This window comes from Pandoraea anhela (assembly GCF_902459655.1).
GTDB classification, from domain to species: Bacteria; Pseudomonadota; Gammaproteobacteria; order Burkholderiales; family Burkholderiaceae; genus Pandoraea; species Pandoraea anhela.
This window is the reverse complement of the sequence record NZ_CABPSB010000032.1, coordinates 1-16,545: the sequence shown is the minus strand read 5'-3', so window position 1 is coordinate 16,545 and position 16,545 is coordinate 1. Positions and strand designations below refer to the sequence as shown.

General features: G+C 58.2%; 11 protein-coding genes and 1 tRNA gene. 10 read left to right on the top strand and 2 right to left on the bottom strand.

From position 1 onward, the window contains the following. The first annotated feature begins 2 nt into the window (after window positions 1–2). Both PAN31108_RS25135 and PAN31108_RS25130 read left to right on the top strand, forming a co-directional pair. Window positions 3–1,022, top strand: coding sequence for an alpha/beta fold hydrolase (locus tag PAN31108_RS25135; protein WP_150671484.1), 1,020 nt, complete (start codon window positions 3–5; stop codon window positions 1,020–1,022). 214 nt (window positions 1,023–1,236) lie between these two features. Beyond that, a complete protein-coding gene (locus PAN31108_RS25130) occupies window positions 1,237–2,886 on the top strand; it encodes an MBL fold metallo-hydrolase (RefSeq protein WP_246184144.1) in 1,650 nt (549 codons plus the stop codon). 160 nt (window positions 2,887–3,046) lie between these two features. Here the strand turns inward: PAN31108_RS25130 and PAN31108_RS25125 are convergent, their stop codons facing one another. Then, window positions 3,047–3,301: a DUF1488 family protein gene (locus PAN31108_RS25125; protein ID WP_150671482.1), complete on the bottom strand. Its 255-nt coding sequence runs from the start codon at window positions 3,299–3,301 to the stop codon at window positions 3,047–3,049. Window positions 3,302–4,031: 730 nt separating this feature from the next. On the opposite strand from PAN31108_RS25125, the gene PAN31108_RS25120 reads away from it, so the two are divergent. Together PAN31108_RS25120 and PAN31108_RS25115 are read left to right on the top strand one after the other, a co-directional pair. Then, window positions 4,032–5,822, top strand: a complete 1,791-nt coding sequence (locus PAN31108_RS25120; protein ID WP_174995139.1) for a right-handed parallel beta-helix repeat-containing protein — start codon at window positions 4,032–4,034, stop codon at window positions 5,820–5,822. Window positions 5,823–6,025: 203 nt separating this feature from the next. After that, window positions 6,026–6,101, top strand: a tRNA-His gene (locus PAN31108_RS25115). 304 nt (window positions 6,102–6,405) lie between these two features. On the opposite strand, the gene dusA is transcribed toward PAN31108_RS25115, so the two are convergent. After that, window positions 6,406–7,416: a tRNA dihydrouridine(20/20a) synthase DusA gene (dusA, locus tag PAN31108_RS25110; protein ID WP_150671480.1), complete on the bottom strand. Its 1,011-nt coding sequence runs from the start codon at window positions 7,414–7,416 to the stop codon at window positions 6,406–6,408. Between the two features lie 142 nt (window positions 7,417–7,558). On the opposite strand from dusA, the gene PAN31108_RS25105 reads away from it, so the two are divergent. The 6 genes from PAN31108_RS25105 (at window position 7,559) to PAN31108_RS25080 (ending at window position 16,350) form a co-directional block, all read left to right on the top strand. Further along, window positions 7,559–8,659 carry a site-specific integrase gene (locus PAN31108_RS25105; RefSeq protein WP_150671479.1) on the top strand — a complete coding sequence of 367 codons (1,101 nt, stop codon included), beginning with the start codon at window positions 7,559–7,561 and terminating at the stop codon, window positions 8,657–8,659. Between the two features lie 499 nt (window positions 8,660–9,158). Beyond that, window positions 9,159–11,951 (top strand): NB-ARC domain-containing protein, encoded by a 2,793-nt coding sequence (locus PAN31108_RS25100; protein WP_150671478.1) that lies wholly within the window; start codon window positions 9,159–9,161, stop codon window positions 11,949–11,951. 638 nt (window positions 11,952–12,589) lie between these two features. After that, complete coding sequence (locus PAN31108_RS25095) at window positions 12,590–12,829, top strand: hypothetical protein (RefSeq protein ID WP_150671477.1); 240 nt, start codon at window positions 12,590–12,592, stop codon at window positions 12,827–12,829. Window positions 12,830–14,521: 1,692 nt separating this feature from the next. Continuing rightward, window positions 14,522–14,743: a hypothetical protein gene (locus tag PAN31108_RS25090; RefSeq protein ID WP_150575723.1), complete on the top strand. Its 222-nt coding sequence runs from the start codon at window positions 14,522–14,524 to the stop codon at window positions 14,741–14,743. Between the two features lie 927 nt (window positions 14,744–15,670). Then, on the top strand, window positions 15,671–16,078 hold the full coding sequence (locus PAN31108_RS25085) for a hypothetical protein (RefSeq protein ID WP_150671476.1): 408 nt from the start codon (window positions 15,671–15,673) through the stop codon (window positions 16,076–16,078). A gap of 11 nt (window positions 16,079–16,089) precedes the next feature. Beyond that, complete coding sequence (locus tag PAN31108_RS25080) at window positions 16,090–16,350, top strand: pyocin activator PrtN family protein (protein ID WP_150576891.1); 261 nt, start codon at window positions 16,090–16,092, stop codon at window positions 16,348–16,350. The last annotated feature ends 195 nt before the right edge of the window (window positions 16,351–16,545 follow it).

Sequence of the window (16,545 nt, the reverse complement as noted above, 5' to 3'; positions counted from 1 at the left end):
CCATGCTCATTGCCTACCTGCTCGCCTGCCTCGTCATCGCCCTCGCCGCAGCGGTATTCGTGCTGATGCGCTTCACGCGTCGCGTGGCACGCCGGGCTGAGGCCGCCGTGCCGCCGGACGGCCAGTTTCTCGACATCGACGCGGAGCGCCTGCACTACGTCGACTTCGGGCATGGCCCGGCCATCGTGTTCGTTCACGGGCTGTGCGGTCAGTTGCGCAACTTTGCCTACCTGCCGCTCGCGGCGCTCGCCCGCACGCACCGCATCGTGCTCATCGACCGACCGGGCTCGGGGTACTCCTCACGCGCGGCGACTCGCGACGGCGCCATCGATTGGCAAGCGAGCGTCGTCGCGCAGGTCATCGACCGGCTCGCACTGGACCGTCCGCTCGTGGTGGGGCATTCGCTCGGCGGCGCGGTAGCGCTCATGCTCGCACTCGACCATGCCGAGCGTGTCGGGGCGCTCGCGCTGATCGCGCCGCTCACGCAGCCGGTGTCCGACGTGCCCGCCCCGTTCCGCGGGCTCGCGATTCGCAGCGCGTGGTGGCGTCGCTGGGTTGCACGCACGCTGGCCGTGCCCATCGGCATGATGACGGGACGCACGACGCTCAGCTACGTCTTCGGGCCGGAAGATGCGCCTAAAGACTTCCTCATACGTGGCGGCGGCGTGCTGGGCTTTCGTCCGGGCAACTTCGAAGCGGGCAGCGTCGATATCCTCGCGGCCGAGCGCGACATCGCCGGGCTCGCCGCACGCTACGCCGAATTGACCGTGCCCGTCGACATTCTGTACGGACGCGGCGACCGCATTCTCGACTACCGCGTGCACGGCGAGCGTATGCCGACGGCCCACCCGGGGGTGCGTCTGGCACTCGTCGATGGCGGCCACATGCTGCCCGTGACACAACCCGAAGCGACGATGCAATGGCTACACGACGTTGCCGCACGCATGCCCTCGACGCCCAACTACCGCCCGCGCAACGACGTAATGACCGTGCCTGCGCAAGCCGCCAACGACGCGGCCTGAGCCGTCGCCCATCAGGGGTCCCCCCGCCTGCGGCCACCGCTTTCCGGTGGCACACTAGGGACTTTCAGAATTCGCGCGGCTTGCGTGCACACGTCCCATGGCAGATCGCCCCGATCGTACCGATCGTACCGACAGGCCGGCGTCAGCGTCCGCCGACGCCGCCTACACATCGCAAACACCGCACGTGCCGCACATGCCTCAGACGGCTTCGCGTATGGCTGCGAGTCTCGTCGTGCTGCGCGAGCGAGCCAGCGGCATGGAAGTGCTGCTGTTAAGACGCGCGGTTCGCGCCAACGACTTCAGTTCCGACGCCTATGTCTTTCCCGGCGGCGTGGTCGACGCCGGCGACCGCCGCGCACATGGGGTCTGCGACGATCTCGACGACGCGACGGCAAGCGCACGTCTCCGGATTCCCGAAGGCGGTCTCGATTATTACGTTGCCGCTATTCGGGAATGCTTCGAAGAAACCGGTGTGCTTTTCGCGCAAGACGTCGCCGGCACCGCACTCGATCCGCAACGCCTCGACGCCCTGCGCGCGCAACGCGAAGCGCTGCATGACGGAACGATCGACATCGCGTCGCTCTGCCAGTCGTCGAACGTGCGACTCGCACCTCGGCATCTGCACTACCTGAGTCACTGGGTCACACCGCTCGCGCTCCCCAAGCGATTCGACACACGCTTCTTTCTCGCCATGCTGCCGTCGGACCAGCCGGTCGACGTAGATCGTATCGAGACGGCGGCGCATCGTTGGATGCGTCCGCAATATGCGCTCACGCATGCGGATCAGTTGCGTCTACTGCCACCGACGCGCAAGCTGCTGGCGTGGCTGGACGGCATGGACAGCGCCGCGCAGGCGATAGCGACCGCGAGTGCATTGCGTGAGATCCCGCGCATTCAACCTCGTCTCGCCCAGGGGAAGCGAGGACGATGGCCGATCACGCCGGACGAACCGGCGTGGGCCGAACTCTCGCTGGTCGATCCGGCCGAGCAAGGCACCGGCAGCTACGACATCGAGCCGGGCCGTATCGTCACGCTCATGCCGGGCGTGCTGCGTGTGAGCGCGTCGAACCCGGGCATGATGACCGGCCCCGGCACCAACACATACCTGATTGGCGGCGGCCCCCAGAACGCCTGGGCTGTCATCGACCCGGGTCCCGACGACGCCGCGCACATCGACGCGATCCTGCGGGCGGCGACCGGCGCCGTCCGGCAAATTTTCGTCACGCATACCCATCGTGATCACTCGCCCGGCGCGAGGTTGCTAAAGGAAAAAACGGGGGCGACCACTTACGGCATGGCCGCCCTGCACGACGAAGGGCAGGACACGAGCTTCGTGCCGGACGTCACACTTGCCGACGGCGACGAGGTGACATTACCGGACGGCCGCCGCCTGCGTGCGATCCATACGCCCGGGCATGCCGCGAATCACCTGTGCTACGGGCTGAACGAGGCGAGCCTCGTTTTCACCGGCGATCATGTCATGCAAGGGTCGACGGTGGTCATCAACCCGCCGGATGGGCACATGGCGACGTATTTGGCGTCGCTGGAAAAGCTCGCGGCGCTCGATGCGCGGTGGCTTGCGCCGGGGCATGGGTTCGTGATGGATCGTCCGGCGCAGCGGATTGCAAGGCTCATCGCCCATCGGCTTGCACGCGAGGCGAGTACGCTGGCGGCACTCCGGCAGGTCGGCCCGGCGAGCATCGAGACGCTGACGCCGGTCGTCTACGCCGATGTGCCGGCCGCGCGCCATGCGGTGGCGAAGCGCTCGCTGCGCGCCCACCTCGAGAAACTCGCGGAAGATGGCCGCGCCGCAGTGTCGTCGGATGGACGGTGGCGCTCGCTCGAAGCGACCGACGCGGCCTGATGGCGTCGTCCAACGATACCCATGCACGGTGGGCGGGCGCTTCGTGGACAAAAACCGGATAAACAACCGGATAAGAAATCGGATAAAAAATCGGATAAGAAAGCGTGCAAAAGCGAGGGCAAAGCCGGAGGCAAAGGCCGCGCGATGGGCCCCGAGGCACTCAGGGTGCAGTGACGTCGATCGGCTCCGTATCGGCGCCGTTCGCGATGGCCCTGGCGGCGAACTCGACGATGTCGTCCTCGAACTCGACGAACTGATCGAAAAGGGCTTCACCGCGGGCATCGACGCCCGACAGGCGATTGAGCGAAGCGCGATCGATCTGACAGGTCCGGACCCGACCGTCGACGCTGACATTGAAGCGCACGGCCTCGCCTTCGTTCCAAAGAACGAGGCCGCCGTGCAAAAAAGTGCTCATGACTGTCTCTCCGATGGCGTAAACGTCGAAAAACGCATTGCCCTGCCGAAAATCCTAGCACGTTCGAATTCCATGAGTGACGTTGCGGGGACATGCCAAGTGCACAAAAGCCATCTCGCGGACGAAAAAAAACCCACCTGAGGGAGGTGGGCTTCAAAACCGGGAGGCATGGGGCACCATGATCTACCCGGGAAGACAGGGTCATGAAAACATGACGAAACCATTATGGACGTGCCTGCCCGGCCCGACGTTCTGCGTCGAACAACGATTTAGACGTAGATCAAACTTTGTGATCGCCCCACGGGCAGCCAGCGCCGCCCGGCCTAACCCGTTCGGATGAGATTGGGACTCGACTGATGCGGTGGGGCGACCTCCCCGGCCCCAGGCGAACGCCTCGCCAGTCAGACGAGCCGACAGCGATTTCACCCAAATGCCTGTCGAGCCGCCAGTTCAAGCGTTGCTCAGTCTTACCGCGCGCAGCCCCCTCCCGATCAGAACCTTTTTTCGAAAACATTACGTCAGCGAAGTTTTCGCCACGATTGCGAAGCGATGCACACCACTCGCTTGCCTGCGGCCCGGGCCGGTCTCTAGACTGCCTCGGGCTCGTATCGAATGCAGAGGCACGGCCGCGCTGCACGATACGGCGCTTCGCGGTGCTGTCGTCTTGATGGGGTCCGATGACGGCGCAGCGTTTCCAACAGCGTTACCCATCGGAGCATCCCGAATCATCATGAAAACGATCACGTCAACGACGGTGCTCTCAGCCGCAGCGCTCGCGGCGAACTGCCTGTTTTTCACACTGGCTCACGCAAGCGGTGCGCAGACCGCCGGCGCCAGTACACCATTCGTCACCGTCGAGGCCGAATCCGGACACCTCGATGGCGGCGCCACGCTTCGCGCACTGCCGCCTGGCGCACCGGTGCCGAAAGTCGCGACGCTGGAGCTTGAAGCGTCGGGCGGCGCCTTCGTCGAACTCACGCACACCGGGCAATCGGTGTCGATCGTCAATCCGGTCGCCAATGCCAATACTGTCGTGATTCGCGCGTCGATTCCCACGACAGCCGATACGACCGGCCAGTTGGCCACGATTAATCTTTACGTCAACGGCGTCTTCCGTCAGGCCGTCACGCTCAGTTCGAAACAGTCGTGGCAGTACCACGACGCGCGCACCCATCCGCGCGACCCGAACGCTGGCGGTGTGCCTTTCCACTTCTACGAAGAAAACCGCGCGTTTATTACCGGGGCGCCGATTCCGGCGGGCAGTGTGATCACGCTCAAGAAGGACGCGGGCAATCTCGCCGAGGTCTATGGCATCGACAGCGTCGATTTCGAAAGCGTCGCCGCGCCTCGCACACAACCGGCCAACTCGTTATCCGTTACGGACTATGGCGCCGACCCCACGTTCGGCACCGACTCGACGGCCGCCATTCAGCGCTGCATCAACGACGCCCGCGCCCGGTCGATGTCCGTGTGGATTCCACCGGGCAAATACCGGGTAAGCAGCCTTGCGTCGGGGGGCTTGGACATGACCGGCGTGACCGTGAACGGCGCGGGTATGTGGTACTCGACGATCTATCGAAATGTGCCGTTGCCGCCACCGTCGAAGCCGTGGCGGTCCAACATCAAACTGGGGACGAATTCGGTGATTCGCAACGTTTCGATCGATTCGAATGCGATCTATCGTGGAATCGGCGGCGATGGTGGCGACGATTACGGTCTGCTCTCACAAGGCAATAACTGGCTGATCGAGCGTGTGTGGATTCAGCATTGCGACGCGCAGTGGCTGAGTGGCAGCAATGGCACGATTCGCGACAGCCGCGTAGCCGACAGTTGGGGCGACGGCATCAATCTGAACAACGGCAATACGCTCGATCCGCAGAAGCTTGGCGTGAATCTCACCGCGCAAAACAACTTCGTTCGCGGCACTGGTGACGATGGCATCGCGACCTATTCCGACGCCGGCGCTGCCGGGACCAACAGTCAGATGGACGGCACGAAGATCATCAACAACACGTCGGTCGCGCCTTATTGGGCGAATGGGTTGCGTATCGCGGGCGGCAAGCATGTGCTGGTGCAGGGCAATCGGGTTCAGGATCCGTCGTCGGGCAATGGCATGGACGTGAGCATCTTCGGCGCGACGGGGCAACCGCTGGAGTCGGGCACGATTACCGGCAACCTCGTGTTGCGCGGCGGGGGATGGGATGGCACGGATCGGCACGGCATGCACGTCGGCTCATCGAACACGAAAGCGGCGCCCACCAATGTCGAGATCAGCAACAACGTGATTCAGGATTCGCGTCGGGCTGGGCTCAAGATCGGTACGGTGACGAACATCCTCGACGTCCATGGCAACACCATCGTGCATCCGGCAACGCAAGGCGTCTGGATTGCAAAAGGCGTGTCTGGCTCAGGCAATTTCGTGGCGAATACCGTGACGAATCCGAATGCGGGACAGACGGTGTTTCAGAACGACTCGCCCGCGACATTCGGCGTGACGCAAAGCGGAAATTCGTGGGATTGAGCATTGGCATAGATGGCTCACTCGTCGACGCGCGGTAAGTTGACGGTGAGCGTTTGCCGCGTGCGACGACCCTGCGGCGCATCGATCACGCACGCGGGAGAAGAAATATTTCGAAGAAGTGAAAAAAGTGTTGGCAACGCGATAAAAATGTCGCTATACTCTTGTTTCTGTTCAGCGAGCAAGTCAAGGCGCTGATCACGGCGGTGGCCGTAGCTCAGTTGGTAGAGTCCTGGATTGTGATTCCAGTCGTCGTGGGTTCGAGTCCCATCGGTCACCCCAAAATTCCCTTGCAGTGCAAAGCGTAGTACTCCCCTTCCCGAATCGGGAAAATCTCCCAAGACAGCCAAAAGCTTAGATAGTCGATAGCGTTACGTGCGCGGACATTTGCAACGTGCTTCCGTTTCCGCTATGCGTCCTCGCCTCCTCACGTCACCGTGAATTTGCGCGTCAGGCGTCGGTGAACGCTTCGCGATTGCCGGCGACAATCATGGCACGCTCGGCACGCCGCCCGCTTTGCGTGCGGCTTCATGCTCATACGCAACAGGAGGGACGTCGCGATAATACGTCGCGCGCAGGCAGTGCCTCATGCCGCCGCCGACACCGCATCGTCACGTTCGGAAAATGCGCCCGCGCGTAATTGTGCGCGCGCTTCCTCGAACGCACCGACACCGGCTTTCAGACGCTTCGGATCGGACAACACACGACGCCAGCCACGCGCGCCCGGCACACCGCGGTACAACCCCAGCGCGTGACGCGTAATCGCCCCCAGATATTGTCCCTTATCGACTTGCGAGGCCGCGTACTCGATGAGCGCGTCCTCGACGGCTTCACGCGACTTTATCGGCGACGTGTCGCCATAAAAACGTGCGTCCACGCCTGCGAGCACATAGGGATTGTGATAGGCCTCACGCCCCAACATCACGCCGTCGACGTGACGCAGGTGTTGCTCGACTTCGTCGAGCGTCTTTACACCGCCGTTGATCAGGATTTCAAGGTGCGGGAAAACTTGCTTCAGACGGTAGGCATAGTCGTACTTCAGTGGCGGAATCTCGCGGTTCTCCTTCGGGCTGAGTCCCTTGAGAATTGCGTTGCGCGCGTGCACGATGAATGTCGTGCAGCCGGCGTCGGCAATCTTGCCCACGAAGTCCTCGACGAAAGCGAACGATTCGACGTCGTCGATACCGATACGATGCTTGACGGTGACGGGCACCTGCACCACGTCGCGCATCGCCTTAACGCAATCCGCGACCAGCGTCGGCTCGGCCATCAGACAAGCGCCGAACGCACCGCGCTGCACACGTTCCGACGGGCATCCACAGTTCAGATTGATCTCGTCGTACCCCCACTGCTCGCCTAATTTCGCTGCGCGTGCCAGATCCTGCGGCTCGCTGCCGCCGAGTTGCAACGCCACGGGATGCTCCACCGCGTCGAAGTCGAGATGGCGAGCGACATCCCCATGCAACAACGCACCGGTCGTGACCATCTCGGTATAAAGCCATGTGTGACGCGAGAGCTGACGATGGAAAACGCGACAGTGCGTGTCCGTCCAATCCATCATCGGTGCGACGCTAACGCGGCGGGAGGGTAAATTCATTGAAAATCTCTTACAAAACAGTCGATTACAGCGAAAAACGTAGTGCCCGATTTCCCAATTTTGGACGCCATTTAGGCTCGTTTTAGCACCCAAGTGCTACGGTGTAGCACCGAAAAAAGCCGTGTAGCACCGACGAAAACCTATGGGAACAATCTCAGTACGGGAACGAAAGGACAAAAGTATAGGGTATACGGCACAGATCCGCCTGAAGCGGGACGGGCGCGTGGCCTACACCGAGGCGAAGACGTTTGACCGTAGGCAGGCTGCGGCGGCGTGGATCGTCAAGAGGGAGAAGGAGCTGGCGCGGCCGGGGGCCATCGAAGCCGCAGCGGTGGTCGACCCTCTATTTAGTGAGGTGATCAGGAAATACGTCGACGAATCGATCAAGAAGATCGGGCGGACGAAGGCACAAGTACTGAATGCTGTTGCACGAGCGCCTATCGGGGAGAAGCGTTGCAGTCAGTTGGGAAGTACCGATTACGTTGATTTCGCGAAGAGCCTCGACGTCCTGCCCCAAACCGCGAGTAACTATATGTCTCACATCGGGGCGGTCGTCAACGTCGCGCGACCGGCTTGGGGATATCCGTTGTCGGAGCAAGCCTTGAAGGATGCGCGACGAGTGCTATCCCACCTCGGTCATACGGCCAAGTCTGCCAAGCGGGAGAGGCGCGCAAGTTTTGCTGAGCTGGATCTACTGCTCGAACACTTCGTGGGAATTCGCAAACGACATCCGAAAAGCGCACCGATGCAGTACATCGTGCCGTTCGCAATATTTTCGACGCGACGCCAGGAGGAAATCGTGACGATCAAATGGTCGAACTTGGATAGAGAAGGCTCACGGATACTCGTTCGTGACATGAAGCACCCAGGACAAAAAATCGGCAACGACGTCTGGTGCGACCTTCCCCCGGAAGCCATGCGCATTCTGTCTGCGATACCGCGACACGAAGGCGAAGACCGAATCTTCCCCCACACCACCGATGCCGTCGGAGCAGCATTCACGCGCGCATGCCAGTTTCTGCAAATTCAGGATCTGAGATTTCACGACCTGCGCCATGAGGGGACCAGTTGGCTGTTCGAGCAAGGCCTGTCGATACCTCGCGTGGCTGCCGTAACAGGACATCGAAGTTGGGCGAGCCTTAAGAGATATACGCATATCCGCGAGACCGGCAACCGATTCGCCACTTGGCCGTGGCTTGCGAAACTGACTCCGGCACTGGATACATGGTCCAGCAAGCCCTAGAAGACGCCAGAGGACCGCGTCGAGATTTGAACCGCAGGGCTTTTAATCCAATGGGCTGGGTCGGCAACGAGCTTCGAGACGGGCGACAAATATTTTGGAGTGTTGCATGGAGACGGTAAGCCATTGATTCTCAAGGAACGATATTTTCGGCGCGAGTAAGAACCGTGATGGACAGTCAAGTCGCTCAGGACCGCTTTGCAAGACCGATTGGCAACGCTTTACGCGTCTATGGCGCAACGTTTAGAGCTGCCGCCCAGCCTTGAGCCTCGGAACACTCAGAGGCTGAAATTCCCCCCGAGCGAATTCAAGTTGAGTGTCAATTGTGTTGTTAATAGGGGCGAGCGGCCCCGAGCAGCGCCCCCCCCCCAACTCGGTAATAATTGTCTAATCGCACCGGACTCGCGTATATTACCCAACACTAGACCAGCCTTCCCGCCGGGGTAAAAAATCGGTTAGGCATGCAAAACTAAAATTCTTGTGCCGATATGCGTCAAAAAATATGAGAAAGAATCCTACCAAGACGTTAATTTCAAAAGCTCTGGCTCGGGCATATGCATCGGAGGGCAACGATCATCGCCCGAGCGAACCTCACATCGTTGAAATCTTGTCAGCGTTACATCAACCCTCGACAATCGTTGACAACGATAAGATCGAAAATTTGACTACCGTCAGCGCGGGCTGGAATATCGATAGTGTCAAGAAATCAATTTCCGAGTTTTCTCGACAAGGCCGTCTATCTAGAGATGTTTTGGATGTCATCTGTCGAGACGGCATATGTGCACCAATCGAGTTCGAACTACTTGACTACAAGGAAATGTTCGACACGTCCCCGTATGGAAAAGGAAAACTCATACTGCGAGTCGTAAGTTTATACAACTCCTTTGGTGGTTATTTAATTTTTGGTGTTTGCGAAACTGAATCTGAAATTCGATTTGACGTCGTCGGAATCGATGCAAAGTCATTGGATATTGAAGCACTAAAAGCATCAATCAAGGAGTTCACAGGCGAGCGCGTTCAAATTACCGCAATGCCTGTCGACACAAAAAAAGCAGATGGAACGGCTGCAACCCTATTGCTCTTGCATATTCCCCAGCGCCCCTCAGGTGTACCTCCATTGCACTTTCTTAAAGATGGCCCGGGAAATGAGAAAAAGAAGCCTCTTTTCTTAAAAGATTCAGTCTATTGCCGCCGAGCCGATGAGTGCATCGAAGCGAAAGGACCGAGAATCTTGGAGCTCAACGGAGATCGCCCAAACCCGTATTTACGGGTTGACCCTCCCCCACTGACAGGCTTGTTCCGCGTAAATAGGATCCCCCACAATCTTCCGGATCGCAACTTCATATGCCCCCGCTTTATCGGACGAGATCGAATCGTCAATGCACTGTGGCGATGGCTAGGAGATGACCTGTCTCACGTAAAAGTTCTGGCAGGCGAAGGCGGGCTAGGAAAATCTAGCATCGCGTATGAATTTGCAGAGCGCGTCTCTGAAACGCCTGACGCTCCGTTTGAGCAAGTAATGTGGCTCACAGCAAAAGAGCGGCAATTCAAAGCCTTTGACGATCAGTACGTCAAGATGCCAGAGCGGCACTACACATCGTATGCCGAATTGCTCGTAGCAATTTGTGGACGATTGCCCTTCACGACTGCGGAACTTGATGGCGCGACATCAGTGGAGCTGCGAAGAATGGTTAAGCAGGGGCTCTCCAGTACCACGTCACTTGTTGTTATTGATGATGTTGATTCGCTTAGCGGCGAAGAGCAAAGGCAAGTTTTGGAGTTGGGGATGATGCTTGGTGGAAGCTCATCGCGGCTCCTTCTAACAACGCGATTCAATCAGAGCTTTTCAAACGATAACGTAATAAAAATTTCCGGCCTCACACTGGCTGATGAATTCCCCCTGTATTTGGAAGCCCTTCGTGATAGGCTTGCCTTTCCAAAGCTCACTACCCAGGAAATAGAGAAGATTCACCAGACCAGCGACGGAAGTCCTCTTTTTTCCGAATCACTTCTCAGGCTATTGAGATGGTATAGCGTTAATGAGGCTATCGCTCAATGGAAGGGCGAGCGTGGCGCGTCAGTGCGCGCCGCAGCGCTCAAACGTGAAATCGAATTACTGTCACCAGAAGCTCAGAGAATATTGCTGGCCGTGGCGTTACTCGGTGAAGCATCAACCGTGGAGCTCTGTGAAGTTCTAGGTTACCCGTCTGAGCTAATCGAAGGCGGGCTCGGCGAACTGCAGTCCTTGTTTCTTGTCGCTGCGCCGGCATTGGCTTCGGTGGCGCGTTTCAGAGTCCCTGACAATACTCGACGATTGGTAGTTGACCCGACAACCACACTTGTGACGGACCGGGGCCGTCTGGAAAAAGATATTGCGGCCTTCAGAAAAAGGGATGAACGTACGCCGACGCGAGACAGTCGAGTGGCTGCTGCGATCTCACAAGCTGCAGCCTTAGTCCGAATTGGTGATATTCCTCTGGCCTTGGCCACGATTAAGGACGCACGAAAGCGGACGCAAGACCACTTCGATCTTCTAAGTTATCAGGCAGCACTACATCTTAAAGAGGTTCCGCCGCAAATCGACCACGCAAGAACGCTAGCAAGAAAAGCATTTACGGCCGGCTGCAAAAAGCCAGAAGTGTTCGAATGCTGGTTCGAAGCTGAGTGGACGGCCGAGAACTACGTCGGCGCACTGGAAGCAGCTGAGGCAGCCCTAGCCAATAGGTCACCAGGATCTCAGGATTGGGCTGTACGAAAGTCTGCGGCGCTTGCCAGCAAGGCCTCGGATCAAGCGAAAGCTGGCTCGTTGTATGGCGCTATTTCGGCAATGTTCGAGGCGAGCGAAGCGCTCAGAGTGGCTATAACTCAATATCGGGGCGATGATGCAGCGGACCTGGAAAACCGGCGCGCCGACATGCATGATCAAATGTGGCTATGGACCGGCATCCACGAAGAAGGCTTGGGACGAACTTCTGCTCAGCTTGACACCTTGGAATTGCTGTCGAAGCTAGGCGATGCTCGCATTACGAACGCTCGTCGCGTGCTTTCTGCGATCGAAGCCATGGCGATCACGATTGACCGGAAGCTACATGACCTGGCCAGCACCCAGAAAGATCTTTGTGGCCGTCTAATGTCCCGCGCGGAAGAACTCCTAACATCTGGACGCCGAAAGTTCGCCAACGATAAGCGGTTCAGGGCAATCGAGCAATCCTGGGAAACTCTGCGGAACAGGGTAGATGAAGCGATTTCCCGGCGGGAGTCCAACAAAGAGAATCTCCCTCTTGTCGACTATTGACCCGCGAGGCATTCTGCACGGAACTTGTGGCGGGTCGACTCACTTACGTCGAATCGTGGAAGTGCATAGTCGATTGACCAGCATGCATGTCACGCCGCGCAATCTTCGGTCGCCCCCCCGGCCGGAGATTGTCATTGGGGTGCTTCAAATAGACGGTCTAGGAAAGTCTCCAGACCGCGCCGAATGATCTAGGCAAGCTCAACTGACATTGCGCTGCGGCCAAGACAGCTCATGTATGTCGAACTTGGCGCGAATGTCTTTCTGTTCCCGCTTTATGGCTGACTTCTTGCGGTTCGTCGCGCGCGCTGGTGTTTCGGGTTACGCCCCCTCTGTGTCAACACGCAACGGCACGAGAAATCGAATGACCTGCTCCCCCTGATTAGCTCTCCGGGCAACCGAGTTTGCCAACGTTGGCGCGTGTTTGAATGTCTACCCTGTGTCTAAAGTGGTCCTTCAAGAACGACTACAAACGGCCATAAGCGGGCTGTAAAAAATTGCTTGTTGAGTCAAAAAAATGACAGTTCGCTTTTAGTCTGAATTTGAATCTTTGAACATCGTGATTTTCTGGTTGAATCGGAATTCCTCGAATAGGAAGAGGCTACCCGGCTTCCGAAAGAATCAACGGTTTAGGAAAATTTATGAAGCCCGCTATTCGCCTCGAATATCTGCATCACCAGTGTCTAAACCTCATCTACAAAGACGAGTCCGGGATTGTCGAGGGCGTGGTCGAATATGGCGTGGACGGCGGACTGTTACTTTGGGAAAATGATTTTCAATGTTCGACAGAACGCCGCGCACGCCTCATAGCAGAGACTGAGGAATACATGGCAGCCCGAGGAGGGCGATGCACGGTCCTCTGGGGCAAGTCGCGCATCTGAGCGAATTGACGGCAGCTTCCAACTTCCGCTTCGGGTCGCGCAAATAGCCTTTCAGGAGTGGTCGTAGTCGGCCAACTTCGGCCGTTGGCAAGCGACGGTTCTCGACCCGTCGGTGACGATAGATACACGCGAGATCAACGGCAACGTTCCGAGCTAACGCACAGCCGCGCTCCTCAATTGAGGCATTGCCCGTCAAGGTTCACCGCTCTCCAAAGCGGTGCTACGAGGGGCCGAAGACCGATTTCGTACCCGTTCGTATACGAAATTCCCAAACTTCCTCGGCTTGCAGGCTTTCGTTCCCGTGCGGGAACGAAAGCGTATCGCGGTATCGTCTGTTTGGGCGGACTCTTATATCTGCCCTCGCCAATACCCTCTGAGCCTCTCGGCAACCGCAAGCGGGATAGGCAAAGAAGCGATTGTCCACGTTGGATACGCCCCTCAGCCATCGACTCAACGCTAGATTGCTGACGTACAATCCGCGCCCATATCAACCGGGAGATACCGGCAAGTCCGCAGGAGAAGTTTTGATACACGACGAGGAACACTCATTTGTCTCCCGCAACTAAATGGGTACTGCTTGAAGCGTTGCTGCCACTCTTCGGAGCGAGCTTGATTTATGGATTCTTTGGCGTAGCAAGATGGCTAGTGACGCCAGCAACCAAGCGGGTGGCATGAGCTTGGGGCGAAGCGTTCGACTCGATGGGCTGGTTGTATGGGGGAGTTATTCTTGCCGTTCAAGCGGGAATTCGAGGTTACGCGGTCGCCGACACAGGACCACATCTCGTCGTTGTTTGGATTTGCTTTATCGCGGCAATCGCATGCGGCATCCTCTTGTCCGCAGCCATGATGGCACGCGGGGAGGATCACGAGTGGAAGCCGCCAGCAGTCATGCTAGTATCCACATGCTTCTTGATGATCGTGATTGTGGCTGCTGCGCACACGGTCCAAGAGGTGACATTAGCCAATGGAGTATTTGATGTCAGCCACACCGACGCGGAAAAGACTTGCAGCTAGCGCATCGAAGGCGCGTTCCATCAAGAAGATGCGTCTTGCGCACGGCCGAACCATTCCCGCGAATTCGCATCGTTCACAAGCTGCTAGCGGGATGATCAAGTTCGCATCCACTCTCAGCGGTGGGACTGCAGTCGGCCTTGCTGTGGCGCTTCTCACGCCCAGCGTCATCGTTACGATAGGCGCAATGATCGCGGGTCTCATTGGTAGCGGACTGCTGGTAAAGCGGTACGGATAAAGTCGCCTGCGCGCACAAGTCAACGGAGCCTTTCGGCTCCGTTTTCGTTTCTGGGTACTCATCACGTCCGGGTCGACCAAGGAGATTCCCTATTGAGGTATCGGAATGCTCTGAATCTCAACGAGTGACCTAGAATGCGACTCCGAACGCGTGGTGCCCTCGAAGTCGGACCGGTAATCTGGTTCCCGTCGCGCCCCAAACGCGACCGGGTTTAGCGACCCGAATGATGAATACCAGGGCACACGGCCGCAGAACATTGCGGCTTTCGTGTGCGATTTGCCACGCACATCCTTTCTATGGGTGGGCCTGGATTGGGACACCTTCGGGTGTGCCGCTTTAGCCTGGTACATCAGCGGTTCGCTAACCTAGTCCAGTGCCCGCCCACCCCTGCGCAATGCAGCGGGTGGCGGGAATCTCAGATTGGCTAGTTAGAGGTGCCCCGCATGACGCTTCATCTCCCCGCAGCTTCCTTAGTCCACGCTTCCGTCGACAGACTCAATACCCTCTCAGAACGCATCCTCGCGCTGACGATGTGCACCAACACAGACGCTGGCAAGGAAATACCCCACCGGTTCCTGCTCGCGATCTTCGAAGAGCTTGGCGAAATGACCGTCGAACTCGTCTGTGAATGCCACAAGTTGAAGGCCGATTGTCTCGACGCATAGTCTTCCCTGACGCAACTCATCCAACTCTGCCAACGGCATGGCCCCCCCGCATGTTTCGGCCGCCTCTACAGCATCGCGCCACCCTCATGCGCGCGATCTGTGTCAATTTCACGCCAAGCCTTTCGCCATGCACGCCATCACTCCCCTCCCCGTCGCTGCAATCGGAATTTCCCCATATACGGTGCGTTCACGCGCTGCTTTAATAGCCCCACATTCGCGCCACGCTTCCATACGTGGCTTCCGATTGTGTTCAGTGCATAGCATCACCACTTCCGGCTACAGATGCTGGAAGTCAATTCGCGCTCAAGGGCGTTTGCTGGGGCATTTATACGAGAGCTCGGCCAAGATCCCATCGTGGGCAGTGTCCATCGTCGTACTGCGGCCATCATCCAAAAAATTTCCTTTCTCACCCAGCAGGTAAGACCGTCGTAACCCAACCTAATCCGTTGGTTCGTTCGTTGACGTTTGTACTTCCGTAGGCCGGTCGTCTTTCAGGACGTCTAGCGTCGGGAGTGTCAGCGCCGTACCCGGAGAGAGGGTTGCGTATGCGTGCCTTGCGGAGTCCGGGCGGTTGTCGCGCGGCTCAGCGCGGCTTGCGTGACCGAGCAGCGGGTATTACCTCCTGCGTCCGCCATCACCTCATACCTTTGCATTCTGGCCTTCATGCCAAACCTTTCGGTCGTCCACGGCGCGCTATCGCTCGCCGTGTTCGTGAAAGGTTACGGACAACAGCTAGGAAGCACTGCGAGCGCCCGCCGCCCGCAGGGTCGAGGACGGCGGGCGCACGAAGTGCGCCCATAGACTTGTATCACTAGCATTTAACGATAAGTCCTCGGAATCGCACGCTAGACAAGGCACGACAGGAACACTTACTCCCCAAGCCATCCGCGCAAGGGGACCCCTGATCAACGTGATTGAGGCAAAGCGATGAATGACACGAACGTATTGAACTACTCCCCTTACCGAGTGCTGCGGACGCTGTGGTTGCGCGTCGTCGGCGAAGACAACGGCAATGTCGACGTTCGAAATCCGAATCGCGAAGTGGGTCTGCGCCACAAGATCGCTTCCTACATCGGCAAATACATCGTCAAGAACTTTGACGAGCATCAGTTGAACGAGAAGCGCTATTGGGCGAGTCGCGGCATCACGATCCCTGAATCGGAGACCGTCAAACACTTCCTCGCGGATTGCGCCGCCGAAGCGATTGTCGCTGCGTACGATTCAGCACTGGAGACCGGCGCGACGCTGGATGACCACGCGTGGTATTGGAGTCAAGACAACGGCTACTTTTGGATGGCGACAAAAGAGCGACCAACCGATTCTGGCAAAGCGTGAGGAGGTGGCCAATGAACACCACTTTTCTACTTATGGCTCAGTACGGTGCTGTCGCGGTAGTCCCTATCGACCTAGTGTGCCGCGATTACTTCTCTCACCTGAGCGCCGAGAAGCTGACGCGAAAGATTGGCGCAGGCGATATCGCGCTTCCATTAGTTCGCATGGAAGGCTCTCAGAAGAGCGCAAAGGGAGTGCATGTGGAGGATCTTGCGAAGTACATCGACGACCGTCGGGCAGCGGCCGTAAAGGAGTGCCAGCAACTCTGCCATTGAGTCGTACAGGTCAACCGGAATAGCTTTAAGTTCGACATGTAAGCGCCGCCCTGAGGGTTCCTCGGGGCGGATTTGAGGTTGATCGAGGCACGGCAAACCGCACGACGAAGTGCTCCGTTGTATTGACCCAGTGAAAACCTGCTCAAGTCATAATCGAGGAAAAGACGATGAGCAAGGCGATGGAAGAAGACATCA